The following is an 18,456-nucleotide window of genomic DNA, read 5'->3' on the forward strand; positions in this document are numbered from 1 at the left end:
CGTTTCAGCCGGCTACCTTAACTCAGGAACAGGGCACAAATGCAAGGTCATTTCTTGACAGGGGTGATCTCGAGAATGGTGCCGTTGGTGGTTTTGAGCAGCACGAACTTATCGCCTACCCGCGCCCACTGGCTGTCTTCTTCAGGCTGTTTGAGACCGCGCTTTTTCCAGTCGCTGACGGCCGACTCCTTGCGCATCAGGATATCCGGGGCACGGTCACCTTCTTTCAAGTCACGGGTATTGATGTTCGAAGGTTGTACGGTTTCCTGTGGGGTGTCACCGGCCTGCACGATAAAGCTGGCGGTGGACAGGCTGGTGGCGACCAGCAGGCAGGCAGCGAGGGATCTGGATTTCATGGGTGCTCCTTCAATGATGGGGGCTTACCAGGCTGGGACCGCTGCGCCACGCAAACATTCCGTCGCCGCGACAGACGCCTCCCAGGTGCCGCCTTGACGTGTTACCTGAGTAGCGCACGGCGTGCCCGCGCCAGCACCACCATGGCCGCTCACCTTTCTTTGCAGGTAATTGCCATGGGATACAGCAACGCCCTATCCGGCCCGATGCTCACCACTTTGCACACACGCGACAGCCGCCGGGAAACGCGCCTGACCGAAAAAATCCAGACGCTGAATGCCCAAATCAACGAGCAGTTCCAACGACAACCCACCTTCCGCAGCTTTGTGCAGGACGCGTTCAATCAATCGTTCAACACACTGGCCACGCCCCTCGACCTGACCAAGACATTTCTCAGGATCGACCCCGCGCCCACAGCTCATGGAGCAAACACGACCACCACCGCACGGCAGGACGCATCCACCCCGTTACTACCCACCCTCCTGGATGCGGTCGTGGAACGCCTGGTCACCCGACAGGCCGCCCACTATGCCGGGCAACCGACCCATTTCCACCTGACCAGCGACGGCCGTGACGACGGTGCCGTACAGGGTCTTACCCCGCAAGCATTCGACCGTTTTCTCGACACCTTCACCAGCACCCTGGCCGTGGGCTTCAAGACCTATGTGGAGCACTTCTGGAACGCCCCCATCGGCCCCCACGATACGCAGACCTGCAAGCAATGGCTGGCCGAGAAACGCCTGGACGTAATGAGGGCCGAAGCGGAACTGTTGAAGCTTGATGGCGTGCTCGATGTAGCGAGCGAGTTGCTGCTCCTGCGCGTCATGGGCTACCCGGATGCCGCATCCCGTCGTGCCTTGAACGGCTATCGTCCCTGTGCCTACGGGCTGGCGGTCAAGGACAAATTGTCCCGGGATATCCCGCTGTATGGCGCATTCGTGCTCACGGCCCGTGACCAGGACGATGACCAGGTACACCGCGCGGGTGAGGAGCCGCCACCGCAGGTGCGTGACATCACACCCCAGGCCAATGTCGGCAGCGTCTTGCTGTTTCTGCCGAACAGCGGCTTCGAAGCCTTCGATTCGCTGGCAAGCCTCGATCGCGAATTGCATCGTCGACTCAACGACCCCCAAGCGTTCACCGATATTCTGGGCTTGATGGGCGAAAACGACCGGGCGAGCGGCCTGGCGTTTCATCAACAACAGATCGCCAGCGGTCAATTTCGCTACATCGAGCGGCTGGAATCGATCTTCCTCTATAGCCAGGACTCACTGCATGAACGGACGCAAGCGGACTTCACCTGGATGGTCACTCACTACCAGCGTCAGGCCGCAACGCTGGATGCCTGGCTCTTGCCGGCAAGTCTCGACAGGGTGACCGATTTCACCCGCGCATTCGACGTCGGTGGGGTATTGATAGCCCGGCACACCAAGAAACTGCGGCGCCAACTCCAGCAGTTTCTCAAGGAAGCAAGCCGTGACGACCAGCAGACCTGGGCGCATGCGGTGAAGGACTACACCGATGAATTACAAGGCCTGACCGTGTCGGAAGGGCTGCCTTCGTTGTCCCAATTCAGTGATCCCTCCGTATTGCTGTCCTACAGCAATGAACAACTGCGCCAGCGACTTATCGACGACCACAGCCTGGCGGTCGACCCCGACACCCTCATCATCCACACCAAAACCTATGCGCTTCGGCCTACCGGCAGTTATGTGCCCGGCGGCAAGCCGCATCCATCTGAGCCAGGCACGCCGGTCTACACGCAGCGCGCACTCAGCCTGACGGAGTTGGCGCTTGAAAACGTCGAATGGCTGGATCTCAACTTCACCCACTTTTCGCGGCTGACGGACACCGAACAGAAACCTTACTCCGCCTTGACGATGCAGCAAATCAAAGACCTGGTGCGCAGCGTCAACATTGGCAACAGCTACGAGCAATTCCTGAAAAAGCGCCTGATCAGTTCCGACGAAGCGCAAGCCGAGCAAGATCGTTACGTCCGGTGCATGGCCCTGCAACTGCGGGTGGACGCCATCGAAGCGAAAATCGCCGGTGACTTCCTGCCGGACCGCCTGGACCGCGGCTACAAGTGGGTGATGAGCGCCCTCGCCGGGCCTGTCGATGACGACAAGCGCCCTACCGTCGAAGAACACCGGATCATGGTCAGCCGCCTGAAGCTGCGCGGTGAACGCGTTCGTGGCGTCCTGGTGTTTTCCACTGCGACGCAGAGTGTCGCGTCACTAGTGGTGTATACCCCTGGTGCCGCCAATGGGCGGTTGTTTCACGAGTACGCCGACGCATCGGCCATGCACCGCGACTTCATCAATCATGCGGCGTGGCGTGACTACTTGACCGTTCGCGTAGAACTCAGCGCACGCCCGCGTATCCAGCGCCTGCTCAAAGGCGGCGCCAACGAGACGGTGATCGCCTTGAGCCGCATCGCCGATCATTTTCTTGAAGAGGCCTACCAGGCAGAAGCGTCGGCGGTGATCAATGACGCGAATGCACAGTCGACCAGCACCCAGGAGGCCAATCTCGAGAGCGCGACGACCGTCCTCACCGCGGCCCTGGACTTCGCGACCCTGTTTTTCCCGGTGAAGGTGATGTTGCCTGTCGGTCTGTCCAGAAGTCTGCTGTCGATCATCAATGCCGTGGAAGCCGCACAGCTCGGCGACCGTGCGGCCGCCGCTGGGTACGTCGTGCGTGCCTTGGGTGAGATGGTCGGGGCCGTGCTGGATGGCGTCATGGGAGCTGCGCGCGTCACGCCCACAGGTACTGCCATAGGTCGCGGCCGTGCGATCAACCCAATGCTGGCATTAAGGAAGAAGCCGGAAGGCATCTCCCCCCTGGCGGGCTGGGCGGGTCAGCAGATTTACGTGCAAGACACTGTGACGCCGGGCACCTATGAGGCGCCCCGGCATTTTCTGCTGGAGAACAAGCGTTGGTATTCGATCCGCCGGGATAACGATGCGCAAGTCTGGCGGCTGAGGGACCCACGGCGGGCGCCCAGCGCTTATAAAGGCGACCCGCTTTACCGCACCGCACAAGGTGTGTGGGAAATACGCTCTCCGTACCTGGGCTTGCGCGGTGGAAACTCTTACCCGACCCAGCCCGAAAGAGCCTTGATAGACCTCTTCCCGCATTTGGATCAGCAGCAGGCCCGACGGGTATTCGAGTCATTCGATTTTCCCGTGAACCGCGTGCTGGAACATCAAATGCAAACGGTGCTGCACCTCAGGCTGGCGCCAGACCAGCTCGATACAAGCTTCACCTACCTGCGCATTTCCCAGGAGCGCTTCTGGGCACGTTTGAGAGGCACAGACCTGCCGGGCTCACACGCGGCCGGCACAATCGACCCCGCGCCCGGCCCGCACCGGCCGCCCGCGCCGCCCACGGTCACCCAACGCCCGGCCGCCGAGCGCTTCCTGGAGTGGGGGCAAGCCTTTGAACACCAGGCAATGACCGCCGTACCGGGACGCCCGGGCATCTGGCGGCGGAGCAACGCCACCCCCAGCCAGGCGTTACAGGACTACATCAAGATCGGCGAGCATTACTACGCGATTCTGCCCGGCGATACCGTCATCGCCGTACAAGGCGCCAAGACCGTCATTACACCGGCAAACCGACCGCACTCGACGTTCGCGCAGTTCGAAGATGTCCTCGCGAATGCCAACCTGGAACAACCCAGAATCGTGGAATACAACGCCCAACTGGATAACTGGCTCGTGGTGCCCCAAGTACCCTTTCCCCGCCCCCTTACCCGGCATATGAGCCAGATGTTCCCTCTTTTCACCCCGCACACGCTGGGGCAACTGAGCCAGCGCCTGTTCGACCGGGCCAACCCATTGGGGTTGAACGCGAATGGCTTCGCTCACTTGATCAAGAACGTGCATGACTGGAGGGCCTGGACGAAGGGCGTTGGTGCGGCACTGACTGAGCAAAGCGCGGTGTTGGCGAGCGACCCGCTGGCGCTGATGCCCACGTTGTCCAGGGGACTGAGCCCGTTCGAATGGTCATTGGACGTTTCCAATCAATTCGAACTGATACGGTTCAACACCGAGGGCCTGCGACCCACCTTGATGGCCAACCTGCTGGAACGCACTACCAACACCAACACCAAGATGCTGATGAAAGAGCTGCTGGTGGGCAGTCACTATGAAGTCTTCGACTCTGCGTTCAACACCGAGCTGGTCTTCCGTCGACCCGGCCAACCGACCGTGTATTGGATGACGCTGCGCAACACGGACGCCCGGGTCCTTTCATCGCGCAAATACAACCCTGAGGTTCCCACTTCCGCCAACCTGCGCAAACAGCAGGCGCCGATGAGCGATATGCTTGTCCAGGCACGCAACACAGGCAACCTGCAGCTGCTGATCGGTGGTGTGCAACGCAGCGGCCAGGCGCAGGTATCACCTTTCATCTTCCGACCCTGAGCACCGCGAGTGGATGGAGACAAAGCGGCTTGTCTGCGTGAAATAATTCCTGTAATTTTTCATGAAATTATTTGAAATTAATTTCATGACGCCTCAAGAAGAACTTGCAACCCTTGCCGCGCTGATCCATGACCTGCGCAAGCACAAGAAGCTCACCCTCGCCCAACTCGCACAGAAAATCGAGCGTTCGGTGGGCTTCCTGTCCCAGGTCGAGCGCGGCCTGTCACGCCCGACCGTGGCCGACTTGACCGCCATCAGCCACGCCCTCGGGGTACCTACCACGTACTTCTACAGCCAGCCCAGACCCAAGGCCGTGGACTGGATCACCCGCCCGAACGAGCGGCGCACGGTGTATTACGCCAACGGCATCACCGACATCCTCGTTTCGCCAAGCATGAACGGCGCCTTCTCGATGCTCGACAGCCTGCTGGCCCCCGGTGCCAACAGCGGTGAACAGACCATGAGCGACCGCGCCGAACAAGCCGGGTTTGTGCTGGAGGGCGAGTTGACGTTGTGGGTGGAAGGTGAAGCCGGCTCAGTCACCCTCGGTCCTGGCGACAGCTTTCACCTGGCCAGCTTCGCTCACTGCCGTTACGCCAACCTCACCGATCTGCCCGCCCGCGTGTTGTGGGTTTACAACTAGGAGCAACACCCGTGAAAAGCCATGCCACCACGTTACTGGCCGAAGTACGGACCTTTCGCCAGAACTATCCGGACGTGCGTTATGTCGACCTGATCGCCCTGGACATTCCCGGGCACTTCTACGGCAAGCGCTACCCTATCGAGATGCTGGAAAAAGTCGCCGCCGGCAGCCCGTTGAAGCTGCCACAGAACGCCGTGTTGCTGGGGGCTCAGGGCGGATTGTTCAAGATTGGCGACTACTGCTTCAACGACGGCGACCCGGATGCCAACCGCCGCCTGGTGCCGGGCACGCTCAAGCCGGTGAGCTGGGAGTCGCAGCCGCTGGGCCAGATGCTGATCACCTCGGACGGCACCGAGGCGCCCATCGAGTTCGAACCGCGCGAAGTGCTGGCCAAGGTGCTGGAACGCCTGCAACACAAGGGCATTCATCCGGTGGTGGCGTTTGAACTGGAGTTCTACCTGTTCGACAAGAAACTCGACAACGGCCTGCCGCAATTTGCCCGCGACCCGCTGAGCGATGATGCCGACGACCAGCCCAACCTGCATATCGAACGGCTGTCGCGCTTCAGCGAAGTACTGGATGACATGGCGCAAACCGCCAAGGACCAGGGCATCGATATCACCGTGATCACCGCCGAGATCGGCCCCGGCCAGTTCGAAATCAACTTCGGCCACCTCGACGATGGGATGCGCGCTGCCGACTGGGCCGCCCTGTTCTGCCGCAGTACCCGTGGCGTGGCATTGAAACACGGCTACCGCGCCAGCTTCATGGCCAAGCCCTACCTGCAATTCCCCGGCAGTGGCATGCACGTGCATGTCAGCCTCTATGATGGCGCGGGTAACAATTTGCTGGCGGCACACCAGCAGCAACCACTGCGTCATGCCGTGGCCGGCTGCCTGGAATTGCTGCCGCACTGCATGCCGATCTTCTCACCCAACCACAATGCCTTCCGCCGCCTGGGCGGTACGGTCAACGCCGCCACCCGCGCCAGCTGGGGCTTTGAAGACCGCGACGCGTGCGTGCGCATCCCCGAATCCGACCCGCGCAACCTGCGTATCGAACATCGCCTGGCCAGTGCCGACGCCAACCCGTACCTGGTGCTGGCGGCGATCCTGGTCGGCCTGGAACACGGTCTTGAAGCCAGGCGCGAACCCATCGCCCCGCTGAATGAAGACCGCAGCAGCGGCAGCGACTTCCCCCTGGAAATGCTCGACGCCGTGCGTGCCATGCAGCATCACGCGGTATTGCGCGATAAGCTGGGCGCCGAATTTGTCGACGTGTACTGCGAAAACAAGCGTCAGGATCACTTGGCCTTCCAGCAAGAGATCCATGCGCGGGAATATCGCTGGTTTCTTTAATATCACTCACGGAATCATCGATGACCGACCAAAGCGCCCCGGCCCTCAAGGAAATCTTCAACGTCGAACGCCTGCAACACATCGCCAGCGAGATGACGGCGGTGTACCCGGCGTTCGACGCCAAGGGGTTCCTCAAGCACGCCAAGGCCGGGCTGGCCGAATTGTCGGTGATGCAGCGCATGGCGCGGGTCAGCGAGAGCCTGCATGCGGTGATCCCGCTGGATTACCCGCAAACGCTGAAGCTGCTCTACGCCCTGGCCCCGCGCCTGAACAGTTCGTTTGTCAGCCTGTTCCTGCCGCACTTCGTGGCGAGCTACGGGCGGGATGATTTCAAGCGTTCAATGGCCGCGCTCAAGTACTTCACGACGTTTGGCTCCGCCGAATTCGCGATCCGCCATTTTCTACTGCACGACTTCCCGCGCACGTTGGCGGTGATGCACGAATGGTCGCTGGATACCAACGAACACGTGCGCCGCCTGGCCAGCGAAGGTTCGCGGCCGCGCTTGCCCTGGTCGTTCCGCCTGGCCGAAGTACAGGCCAACCCCGAACTGTGTGCGTCGATCCTCGACAACCTCAAGGCAGACACCAGCCTGTACGTGCGCAAGTCGGTGGCCAACCACCTCAACGACATCACCAAGGACCACCCGGAGTGGGTGCTCAGCCTGATCGAAGGTTGGAATCTGGATAACCCTCACACCGCCTGGATCGCCCGCCACGCGCTGCGCAGCCTGATCAAGCAAGGGAACACGCGTGCGCTGACGATCATGGGGGCCGGGGCCAGAGCCGACGTGAAGATCCACCATCTGCAAGTGACGCCGGCGGTGATCAACCTGGGAGAGCGGATCAATCTGTCCTTCACCCTGGAATCCACCGCCACAGCCCCACAGAAGCTGGTGGTGGACTACGCCATCGACTATGTGAAAAGCGCCGGCCACAGTGCAAACAAGGTATTCAAACTCAAGGCGTTCAGCCTGGGTGCCGGGGAACAGCAGCACATTCGGCGCGAACAGCACATTCGCGACATGACAACCCGCAAGCATTACCCTGGGCGGCATGTGGTGCATGTGTGGGTGAATGGGGAAAGGCTGGGCAGTGCCGAGTTTGAGTTGCGTGCCTGACGGGGTTCAATGACTCCACGGTATCGATCCGGTTTCTTCAGTTGGCTTCGCCCAGCAACAAGCCTTGCTCACGCGCGCACAACTCCACCACGTAATCCCACAACACCCGCAGCCGCACTGACTTGTGCAATTCCCGGCGCGAGCTGATCCAGTAGCTGCGCTGGATCCCCTCCCCCGGCAGCAACGGCACCAGGTCCGGGTCGCCGGCGGCCATGAAGCACGGTAATACCGCAATCCCCAAACCGGAGCGCGCCGCCTGATGCTGGGCGATCACGCTGGTGCTGTGGAACACCACCTTGGGGTTGCGGCAGAAGCTGCTGAGGAATTTGAGTTCCTGGCTGAACAGCAGGTCGTCGACATAATCGATCCAGGCGTGTGCCGCAAGGTCTTCGCGCTTTTCAATCGGCGGGTTGCGCGCCAGGTAGGCGCGGCTGGCATAGAGGGCCAGGCGGTAGTCAGTAAGTTTGCGCGTGACCAGTTGATCGACGCTCGGCCGCTCGAGGTGGATGCTGATTTCCGCTTCGCGGTTGAGGATGCTGACAAAGCGCGGCACCGCCACCAGCTCCACTTCCAACCCGGGGTAGCGCTCGAACAGCCCGCCCATGCGGCTGGCCAGGAACATCACGCCCAGGCCTTCGGCCACACCCAGGCGGATCTTGCCCAGGGGCGCGGCAGCATGAGTCAGCTCGTCTTCGGCCAGCAGTGCGACGTTTTCCATGGCCTCGGCATGTTTTAGCAGGGCCTCGCCGGCGGGGGTCAGTTCGTAGCCCTGGGCATGCTGCACGAATAGCGCGGTGCCGAGACTTTTCTCGATCGCCTCGATATGCCGGGCCACAGTGGCGTGGGTGGTTTTCAGGCGTTGCGCGGCGGTGAGCAAGCGACCGCTGCGCTGCAACTCGAGAAAGTACCGCAGGTCATTCCAGTCGAACATGACGCCTCCATTGCCTATCCCTGGGCTACGCTGTTTAAAAACGCACAGCAGCTGGGTAAAAACTAACATTTTTAAGACGAAAACTAACAACTAGGATGGGGCCAATAAGAAAAACAAGCGAGACCTTCAGATGCCCATTGCAACTGCTGAATACGATTACATCGTCGTAGGCGCCGGCCCAGCGGGCTGCCTGCTGGCCAATCGACTGTCCGCCAACCCCGCCCACCGCGTGCTGCTGCTCGAAGCCGGTGGCCGCGACAATTACCCCTGGATCCATATCCCCGTCGGCTACCTGTTCTGCATCGGCAACCCACGCACCGACTGGTGCTTCAAGACCGAAGCCCAGGAAGGCCTGCAAGGCCGTGCGCTGAGTTATCCACGGGGCAAGGTGCTGGGCGGCTGCTCCTCCATCAACGGCATGATCTACATGCGTGGCCAGGCCCAGGACTACGACGGCTGGGCGGCCGCAGGTAATGAAGGTTGGGCGTGGAAGGACGTGCTGCCGCTGTTCAAGCAGAGCGAAAACCACTTTGCCGGCGGCTCGGAATTTCACAGCGACGGCGGTGAATGGCGGGTCGAGCAGCAGCGTCTGCACTGGCCGATCCTCGATGCATTCCGCGATGCGGCGGCGCAGAGCGGCATCGCCAACATCAACGATTTCAACCAGGGCGATAACGAAGGCTGCGGCTACTTCCAGGTCAACCAGAAGGCTGGCGTTCGCTGGAATGCGGCCAAGGCGTTTCTCAAGCCGGTACGCCAGCGCCCCAACCTCACCGTGCTGACCGAAGTGGAAGTGGACCGCGTGCTCCTGGAAAACGGCCGTGCCTGCCAAGTGGTCGGGCGTCAACAGGGCCAACAAGTGAGCTGGAAAGCGCGCCAGGAGATTGTGCTATGCGCCGGCTCCGTCGGTTCGCCGGGCATCCTGCAACGCTCGGGAATTGGCCCGTCGAATGTGCTCAAACCGTTGGGCATCAATGTACTGCATGAACTGCCCGGCGTCGGCGGCAACCTCCAGGACCACCTGCAACTGCGGCTGATCTACAAACTGGAAAACGCCCGCACCCTCAACCAGATCGCCGGCACCCTGTGGGGCAAGATGGGCATGGGCCTGCGCTACCTCTACGACCGCAGCGGCCCGCTGTCGATGGCGCCCAGTCAACTGGGTGCGTTTGCGCGCTCGGGTCCGGAACAGACCTCGGCCAACCTGGAATACCACGTGCAGCCGCTTTCTCTGGAGCGTTTCGGCGAACCGTTGCACGGGTTCCCGGCGTTTACCGCTTCGGTCTGCGACTTGCGTCCGCAGAGCCGGGGCCGTATCGACATCCGCTCGGCCAACCCGGCGGACGCACCGCTGATCCGCCCCAACTACCTCAGCCATCCGGAAGACCTGCGCGTGGCCGCCGATGCGATCCGCCTGACGCGCCGCATCGTCGCCGCACCGGCCCTGAGCCAGTTCAAGCCGGTGGAGTATCTGCCGGGCGATTCGCTGCAGACCGAAGCGCAATTGCACGAAGCCGCCGCACGCATCGGAACGACGATCTTCCACCCGGTCGGCACCTGCCGCATGGGCAACGATAAAGACGCAGTGGTCGACGCCCAACTGCGGGTGCACGGCGTGCCCGGCTTGCGCATCGCCGACGCTTCGATCATGCCGCGCATCACCTCTGGCAATACCTGTTCACCCACGCTGATGATCGCGGAGAAGGCCGCGCAGCTGATCCTTTCGCCGAATACAAGGAGTCTCGCCCCGGAGAAAGAACTGGTTCATGCAATCTGAATAGCGGCGCCGAACCTGGCGCCGACAGTGGAACAACAATAAATAATCACTGTGAGGGCTACCCGATGTCAGAACATGCTCAAACCCTGGGCTCGCCGGTCGACGCGAGCACCAGCAACGACTCAAAGAAAGTCATCTTCGCCTCGTCCCTGGGGACGGTGTTCGAGTGGTATGACTTTTTCCTCTACGGCGCCCTGGCGGCGGTGATCAGCAAGCAGTTCTTCGCCGGGGTCAACGACACCACGGCATTCATCTTTGCCCTGATGGCCTTTGCGGCCGGCTTTGTAGTGCGGCCCTTCGGTGCGCTGGTGTTTGGACGGTTGGGCGACATGATCGGGCGCAAGTACACCTTTTTGGTCACCATCATTCTGATGGGCGTGGCGACCTTCTGTGTCGGGTTGCTGCCAACCTACGCCAGCATCGGCATCGCAGCGCCGATCATCCTGATCGTACTGCGCATGCTGCAGGGCCTGGCGCTGGGCGGCGAATACGGCGGCGCCGCAACCTACGTGGCCGAGCACGCACCGGCCGGCAAGCGCGGCTTCCATACCAGCTGGATTCAATCCACGGCGACCATCGGCCTGCTGCTGTCGCTGCTGGTGGTGCTGGCCTGCCGTTACTTCACCGGTGACCAGTTCGAAGTCTGGGGCTGGCGCATTCCGTTCCTGTTCTCCATCGTGCTGCTGGGCATTTCCACCTGGATCCGCATGAGCCTGCACGAATCGCCCGCGTTCCTGAAAATGAAAGAGGAAGGCAAGGCCAGCAAGGCGCCGATCCGTGAGTCCTTCGGCAAATGGGAAAACCTCAAGGTGGTGCTGATCGCGCTGTTCAGCATCAACGGCGGGCAAGCGGTGACCTTCTACGCGGCGCAGTTCTACGTGCTGTTCTTCCTCACGCAGTTCCTGAAGATGGACCCGGCCCTGGCCAACATGCTGTTGATCATCAGCGTGGTGATCGGTGCACCGTTCTTTATCTTCTTCGGCTGGCTGTCGGACAAGATCGGGCGCAAGCCGGTGCTGATGCTCGGCCTGCTGCTGGCCACCGTGCTGTATTTCCCGATCTTCAAGAGCCTGGCGCACTACACCAACCCGGCGATGGACCAGGCCAGCACCCAGGCGCCGATCACCGTGATGGCCGACCCGGCCACCTGCACCTTCCAGTTCGACCCGGTGGGCAAGGCGAAATTTGACAGCCCGTGCGACAAGGTCAAGACCTTCCTGGTCAAGCAAGGCCTGCCCTACAGCAGCGTCGCCGCCCCCGCCGGCAGCCCCGTGCAAGTGAGCGTGGGCGAAGTGCGTATCGACGGTTTTGACGAAAAAGCCCTGCGTGGCGCGGTGACCCTGGCCGGCTATCCGTCTTCGGCGGACGTGGCCCAGGTCAACAAGACCATGGTGGTGGTGCTGATCGTGGCGCTGATCCTGATTGCCGCGATGTGCTACGGCCCGCTGGCAGCGCTGATGGTGGAGCTATTCCCGACGCGTATCCGCTACACCTCGATGTCTCTGCCCTACCACATCGGTAACGGCTGGTTTGGCGGGTTCCTGCCGACCGTATCGTTTGCCCTGGTGGTGTACACCGGCGATATCTTCTACGGCCTGTGGTACCCGGTGGTGGTGACCGGGGTGAGTTTGATCGTGGGGATGGTCTGCCTTAAAGAGACCCGTCACGTGGATATCGATAACAACTGACCCGATCTCCTGAGCACAGAAGATCCGCTGTGGGAGGGGGCAAGCCCCCTCCCACATTTGCCTTCAGGCGCCTACACATAAATTGCTGTACATCCATACAGATAATGGTTGATCAATGCGCGCTGACTGAGCATCCTGCACAGCATCAACCCGATCTGTGTGACGACCATGCGCCTGTACCTCTGTGAAAAACCCTCCCAGGCCAAAGACATTGCGGCCGTGCTCGGCGCCAGCCGCCGTGGCGATGGGTGCTGGCTGGGCAATGGGGTCACGGTCACCTGGTGCATCGGCCACCTGCTGGAAACCGCCCCGCCGGATGCCTACGACGAAAAGTACAAGCGCTGGGTACTGGCCGACCTGCCCATCGTCCCGGAAAAATGGAAGATGCGCGTCAAGCCCAAGACCGCCAGCCAGTTCAAGGCGGTCAAGCGCCTGCTGGGGGAAGCCCAGGAGCTGGTGATCGCCACCGACGCCGACCGTGAAGGCGAGATGATCGCCCGCGAGCTGGTGGAGCATTGCCGTTATCGCGGGCCGATCCAGCGGTTGTGGCTATCCGCGCTGGACGATGCCTCGATCCGCAAGGCCCTGGCGGCGCTCAAGCCGGGCGCCGAGACGTTCAGCCTGTATCACTCGGCCCTGGGCCGCTCCCGCGCCGACTGGCTGATCGGCATGAACATGAGCCGCCTGTTTACCTTGCTCGGGCGCCAATCCGGGTATCAAGGCGTGCTGCCCGTAGGTCGGGTGCAGACGCCAACCCTGCGCCTGGTGGTGGACCGCGACCGCAGCATCGCCGACTTTGTGCCAGTGGCTTACTGGGCCATCGATGTCGACCTGCGCCACGGGGGCATGACCTTCACCGCCCAATGGCGCGCGGCCGAGGACGCCTGTGACGACCAGGGCCGCTGCCTCAACCCGCAGTTGGCGCGGGACGCGGCCGACGCCATGACCAACGCCGCCACCGCCCGGCTGGTGAAACTGCGCACCGAGCGCATGCGTGAAGTGGCGCCCCTGCCCTTCGACCTGGGCACCCTGCAGGAAATCTGCTCCAGGAAGCTCGGCCTTGGCGCCCAGGAAACCCTGGATATCGCCCAGTCGTTGTATGAAACCCATAAAGTCATCACCTACCCGCGCAGTGACTGCGGCTATCTACCGATGAGCCAGCACCCCGACGCGCCCAGGATCCTGGCTGCGTTGGCACGTGCGGATACCGCAGTGAACGAGCTGATGCCGCATATCGATGCCCAGCGACGCTCGCGGGCGTGGAACGATGCCAAGGTCAGCGCCCACCACGGCATCATCCCTACCGGCGCGGGCAAGGATGTGGGACAACTCACCGGCAAGCATCGTGCGGTGTATACCCTGATCCGCGCACGCTACCTGGCGCAGTTCCTGCCCAACCATGAGTACGATCGCACCCAGGCGGATTTCGACTGTGCGAATCAGGCGTTGCGTGCAGTGGGTAAAGTAGTGATCGAACCGGGCTGGAAACGCGCCCTGCCCGAAGCCCTGGCGCCAGCCAAGGGACGTGAAGCGCCGGCTCCGCAAGCCCTGCCGCCATTGGTACAGGGCCAGGATTATGGGGTGGCCAAGGTCAACCTCAAGGACCTGTGGACCCAACCGCCCAAACCCTTTACCGAAGGTGACCTGATCAAGGCGATGAAAAACGTCGCCAAGTTGGTGGAAGACCCGCTGCTCAAGCAAAAGCTCAAGGACACCACCGGCATCGGCACCGAGGCCACCCGCGCCGGCATCATACAGGGGCTGTTGGACCGTGGTTACCTGGTGAAGAACGGCAAGGCGCTATCAGCTACACCCGCGGCATTCAGCCTGATCGACGCCGTGCCCCGGGCCATCGCCGACCCAGGCACCACCGCCATCTGGGAGCAGGCCCTGGACATGGTGCAAAGCGGCGAAATGAGCCTGGAAGACTTCGTCGCCAAGCAGGCGGCCTGGATGAGCAAGCAGGTCGCCCGTTGCAATGGCATGCGCATGACCATCACCGGTCCCGCCAGCCCGGCAGGCCGAGGTGCCACGCCATGGAAAAAGAAACGCAAGAGCACGCCACGCAAGACGACGGCCAGTCCCAAGCGGGCCAAAAAACCGACAAATGCCGGCTAAACACCAAAAAAACCGGCGAATGACGTTTTTCGACGGGTTTAGCGCCGCTTTGGACCTTGCAGCGCGGTGGCCGGTCTAGGATTCTGTAGTGGGACCCTGACTAACCAACAACACCACCGGAGTGGCCGCCATGAAGACCGTTGCAGAAGTGCTCAAAGCCAAGGACCAGAAAAACCAGGAAGTGCATGTCATCAAACACGACCACACCGTGTTTGAAGCCTTGGTGCGGATGTCGGAGAAAAACGTCGGGGCCTTGCCGGTGGTCCAGGATGACGTGGTGGTCGGGATCATCAGCGAGCGTGATTACGCCCGCAAAATCATGCTCAAGGGGCTGTCGTCGGTCACCACCAAGGTCCATGAAGTGATGAGCTCCCCGGTGATCACCGTCGACACCCATAAAAAGGTCGATGAGTGTATGAACATCATGACCGACAGTCACCTGCGCCACCTGCCCGTGGTCGAAGACGGCAAGCTGTTGGGGCTGCTGTCCATCGGCGACCTGGTCAAGGAAGCCATCGCCGACCAGGCTGACCTGATCAAACAGCTGGAGCAGTACATCCGCGGCGAGTAGAGACCGCGAAGGCGTGTGCCGCAACGAGGCGGCACACGCGGTATACATACCGAAAGCTCCGTGGTTGCGTTTTATGCCCGCTACGCGAGCCGTTTCCTGTGCTGACCACAGTTAACTCCTACATCTTGAGCGTTTCGTCCTCCAGTAAAGTCAGGCGGTCTGAATAGCCGGGCTGGCCGAACAATGGAGTTTTTTGCGTATATAACACGGGGACGTTCTATGGCTGATACTCCAGGCCATGGCTCAATCTCGAACGCCTTACACCCCCCCCCGCCAACGAACGATCCCCCAACCTCCAAACACGCGCTGACCGCTCCAGTGGCTCAGAAACACCCTCCAAGCCTTCCATTTCGCAGAAAACGGAACCGCTCAGGTGTTGCCGTCAAATGTTCCTTATAAAAACTTAATTCAAGGTAGAGCACCATGCCAACGGTACACCGCGAAGGCGGCCCCCGTGTCCGCCACGGCCGTCATTTACCACCGACATCACTGATCATTCCAGAGATTCGGCTTCCTTTTGCCGGTCCGCCACCACGTTCCGACAACGATCAGTTAAAGGCGCACGCTCTCGCTTGGGCACAGCAACATGGCTTGATCGGTCGACGCGGTGCGCATAGGTTAAGCACCACGCCGCTGCTCGAGTTGGGGATGGCGTTGTGCGGAAAAGCCCCCACACACCGAGCCGAGACGCTGGTGTGCTGGTATCTGTGGGCGCTCACGCTGGATGATCGGATTGACGACGGGCCATGGGCGGAAAACGGTGAATTGGAGCGATTCGTCACCGCAGTGCAGGCAGTGACCGAGAACGATGGCACGCATCCCCTCAGTGAAATGAGTTGTTTTGATGATCCGATGCTGGCTGTCCTGGCCAACGATCTGTGGCCACGAACCAGACACTGGGGTAGCGACGGTTGGCGGCAACGGCTCACGCAGCACCTGATCCGACATCTGCGCGCCCAGGTGACGCTAGTGCGAATGCGCGAAACCGACGCGGTGCTCGCGCTGGCCGAATATCTGCCATTGCGCCGAGATTCGTTCGGTGCACTGTTCTTTTTTGATCTGATAGATGCCGCCGAAACGCTCGATCCCTACCAGCATTCAGCGGACGTCGAATGGTGGAACACACTGCGCGAACACAGTGCCGATATCATCGCCTGGACGAACGATATCCATTCGATTGCCAAAGATGTGGTGTGTGGTGAGCACTTCAACCTGGTATCGATACTGGCGGACACCGCAGGCATGGAATGGCCTGCCGCGATCGAATCTGCACATCAGATGGTGGTCAACGCGGTCGCGGCGTTCACGGCTGTCGCCGCTCGGCCAGCCAATCACCTGCCATCCGCCGCAACCGAGCCGGACCGGCTGCGACAGGTTGTACGGGCAGCGGGTGACTGGCACCAGACCGTTTCTCGCTACCACCTGCACACCACCGGCACTACAACGCAGGCCAACCGGACAGTGGACCTGACACTCACGCCACCAACGCTGAAATCCAGGCAGTTCGAAATCGACCCCTATCCCTTGTATGAACGTTTACGTACCACTCTACCGATCACCTACGACGAGCCCACGGACGTATGGCTGGTCAGCCGGTATGTGGATGTCAAAGCTGCATTGACGCATCCGCAAGCCAGCAACAATAACTACACCTGGCAGATTGGGCCGCTGCTGGGGCACACTCTCGTGGCGATGGACGGCTGTGAACACGCTCAGCACCGTGCACTGCTCAGCCCATCGTTTCGCAGCCAAGCCCTTGCCTCGCTTGAAGCATCCATCATCTCGGTCACCTCTGACCTGCTGGCACGCATGCATGGCCGTACCCAGGTGGACCTTATCGCCGACTTCACCGCAGCACTGCCAGTGCGGGTGATGGCTCACGCACTGGGCCTGCCGGCTGACACCAGCGAGGAGGTAGCGCGGCTGAAGCGCTGGTGCGCGATCGGCTTTGCTTACATGGGCAACTATCGACAGGACCCGGCCCAGTTAACCGGAGGGTTGTCCAACCGAGACGATTTCTACGATTTCATCCAGCCACACATCGACGCCCGCCGCGCTAAACCTGCAGATGATTTGATCTCGCAGCTCCTAGCGGCAGAGATTGACGGCCAACCATTGCCCGAAACCTTCGTCCGGGCTTACTGCGCAATTCTGATGACTGCAGGTAGCGAGACCAGTCACGGCGCACTGGCGAATCTCATTGTCAACCTGCTGAGCGAACCCGGCGTCAAAGACGCCGTGATGGCTGATCCCGACTTGATGGACACTGCGCTCACCGAAACCTTGCGACGCAATCCTCCTTTGCAACTCGTACTCCGCGAGGCCCGCGAAGCGCTGCAGCTGCCGTCGGGAACGATTCCTTCTGGTGCGACCCTGGCCTGCCTGATCGGGTCGGCCAACCGTGATCCGGCTCAATACACCGACCCGGATACCTTCAGCTTGTCGCGCACCGATCAGGCAACAAATCATTTCGCGTTTGGCGCAGGGCGTCACTTCTGCCTGGGATCCATGCTGGCGCGGATGGAAATCACGCTCGGCGCTCGCATGCTGCTACAGACCTTTCCAGACGTGCGCTGGGCGCCAGGGTTCCAGCCCTCGGAACAAGGTTTCCTGAACCGTTGCCCCGACCGACTGGAGGTTGTTCTATGACCACTGCCGCCCCCGGCTACACCGACAGCTATCTCGGCGACCAGCACGCCGGCCAATTGGTACGCCTGCGCACGCTCGAATGCGCCTTTGACCCACAAAGCCAAACGGTTTTCGACCTGCTCAACCTTCCGTGCAAGCCTGACATCCTTGAACTCGGCGCCGGTGCGGGTTCGTTCACTGGCTGGCTGACCCAGCGATACCCTGACGCGGCAGTCACGGCGACCGATATCGATACCCGATTCCTCACCGATATTCCCGGCATAAAGGTGCTTACCCACAATGCCGTCACCGATGACTTTCCTGTGGCCTCTTTTGATGTGGTACACGCCAGGGCGCTCCTGTGCCACCTCCCCCAACGGGAAGACATATTGACGCGCGCCATCACCTGGCTTCGTCCTGGTGGCTGGTTGGTGATCGAGGACGTGAGCCTGCAGCCGAGCTTGAAAACCTCGCACCCATTGTTCCGAAAGGTCGCCCAAGCCGGAATCACACTTCTGACAAAGTCCATTGGTTCCGACATGCTCTGGGCCGATACGCTCCCTGCCCGATTGCGTGACAGGGGACTCACCAACGTAGAGCATCGCCTCTTTGAGGGCCGAATCGGCGACAACAGCCCCGCCGATACATTCTGGGCCTCAACTACCCTACAGGCTGGGCCGGCGCTGCTGAAACTTGGGTTACTCACCCAGGATGACCTGGAAGCAATGACCCAGCTGCGCGCCGATCCAACATTCACCGACACTGCATTGACATTTGTCAGCGCCTGGGGACAAGCCCCTGAACGTGAGTAGAACGGCGGAGCGCCGTACATTGCACCGG

Annotated in this window: 12 protein-coding genes; 10 read left to right on the forward strand and 2 right to left on the reverse strand. The window is 61.2% G+C overall.

Translation table 11 applies throughout. From position 1 onward, the window contains the following. Nucleotides 1–47 precede the first annotated feature (47 nt). Nucleotides 48–356, reverse strand: a complete 309-nt coding sequence (locus tag BM026_RS13635; RefSeq protein WP_092249723.1) for an RcnB family protein — start codon at nucleotides 354–356, stop codon at nucleotides 48–50. 174 nt (nucleotides 357–530) lie between these two features. Between BM026_RS13635 and BM026_RS13640 the strand changes: the two genes are divergently transcribed. From BM026_RS13640 to BM026_RS13655, 4 genes are all read left to right on the forward strand, one after another. After that, nucleotides 531–4,784 carry a dermonecrotic toxin domain-containing protein gene (locus BM026_RS13640; protein WP_093528975.1) on the forward strand — a complete coding sequence of 1,418 codons (4,254 nt, stop codon included), beginning with the start codon at nucleotides 531–533 and terminating at the stop codon, nucleotides 4,782–4,784. 85 nt (nucleotides 4,785–4,869) lie between these two features. Beyond that, a complete protein-coding gene (locus tag BM026_RS13645; protein ID WP_093127236.1) occupies nucleotides 4,870–5,427 on the forward strand; it encodes a helix-turn-helix domain-containing protein in 558 nt (185 codons plus the stop codon). An 11-nt stretch (nucleotides 5,428–5,438) separates the two neighbouring features. Next, the gene (locus BM026_RS13650) at nucleotides 5,439–6,785 is read left to right on the forward strand and encodes a glutamine synthetase family protein (protein ID WP_093528978.1); all 1,347 of its coding nucleotides are present in this window, start codon (nucleotides 5,439–5,441) and stop codon (nucleotides 6,783–6,785) included. 20 nt (nucleotides 6,786–6,805) lie between these two features. Beyond that, nucleotides 6,806–7,903 carry a DNA alkylation repair protein gene (locus BM026_RS13655; RefSeq protein WP_092249711.1) on the forward strand — a complete coding sequence of 366 codons (1,098 nt, stop codon included), beginning with the start codon at nucleotides 6,806–6,808 and terminating at the stop codon, nucleotides 7,901–7,903. Nucleotides 7,904–7,940: 37 nt separating this feature from the next. Here BM026_RS13655 and BM026_RS13660 read toward each other — a convergent pair whose 3' ends face one another. Next, on the reverse strand, nucleotides 7,941–8,834 hold the full coding sequence (locus BM026_RS13660) for a LysR family transcriptional regulator (protein WP_093127226.1): 894 nt from the start codon (nucleotides 8,832–8,834) through the stop codon (nucleotides 7,941–7,943). 130 nt (nucleotides 8,835–8,964) lie between these two features. On the opposite strand from BM026_RS13660, the gene BM026_RS13665 reads away from it, so the two are divergent. From BM026_RS13665 to BM026_RS13690, 6 genes are all read left to right on the forward strand, one after another. After that, on the forward strand, nucleotides 8,965–10,611 hold the full coding sequence (locus BM026_RS13665) for a GMC family oxidoreductase (protein ID WP_093127223.1): 1,647 nt from the start codon (nucleotides 8,965–8,967) through the stop codon (nucleotides 10,609–10,611). A gap of 65 nt (nucleotides 10,612–10,676) precedes the next feature. Further along, the gene (locus BM026_RS13670) at nucleotides 10,677–12,299 is read left to right on the forward strand and encodes an MFS transporter (protein WP_093513796.1); all 1,623 of its coding nucleotides are present in this window, start codon (nucleotides 10,677–10,679) and stop codon (nucleotides 12,297–12,299) included. Nucleotides 12,300–12,467: 168 nt separating this feature from the next. Beyond that, nucleotides 12,468–14,417, forward strand: a complete 1,950-nt coding sequence (locus BM026_RS13675) for a DNA topoisomerase III (protein ID WP_093127215.1) — start codon at nucleotides 12,468–12,470, stop codon at nucleotides 14,415–14,417. A gap of 130 nt (nucleotides 14,418–14,547) precedes the next feature. Beyond that, nucleotides 14,548–14,988 carry a CBS domain-containing protein gene (locus tag BM026_RS13680; RefSeq protein ID WP_071489660.1) on the forward strand — a complete coding sequence of 147 codons (441 nt, stop codon included), beginning with the start codon at nucleotides 14,548–14,550 and terminating at the stop codon, nucleotides 14,986–14,988. 423 nt (nucleotides 14,989–15,411) lie between these two features. Beyond that, nucleotides 15,412–17,637: a cytochrome P450 gene (locus BM026_RS13685; protein WP_092249696.1), complete on the forward strand. Its 2,226-nt coding sequence runs from the start codon at nucleotides 15,412–15,414 to the stop codon at nucleotides 17,635–17,637. Then, nucleotides 17,634–18,428 (forward strand): class I SAM-dependent methyltransferase, encoded by a 795-nt coding sequence (locus tag BM026_RS13690; RefSeq protein ID WP_092249693.1) that lies wholly within the window; start codon nucleotides 17,634–17,636, stop codon nucleotides 18,426–18,428. The genes BM026_RS13685 and BM026_RS13690 overlap by 4 nt, the downstream gene beginning before the upstream one ends. The last annotated feature ends 28 nt before the right edge of the window (nucleotides 18,429–18,456 follow it).

The sequence above is a fragment of the Pseudomonas sp. NFPP24 genome (genome assembly GCF_900112095.1).
GTDB lineage: Bacteria > Pseudomonadota > Gammaproteobacteria > Pseudomonadales > Pseudomonadaceae > Aquipseudomonas > Aquipseudomonas extremorientalis.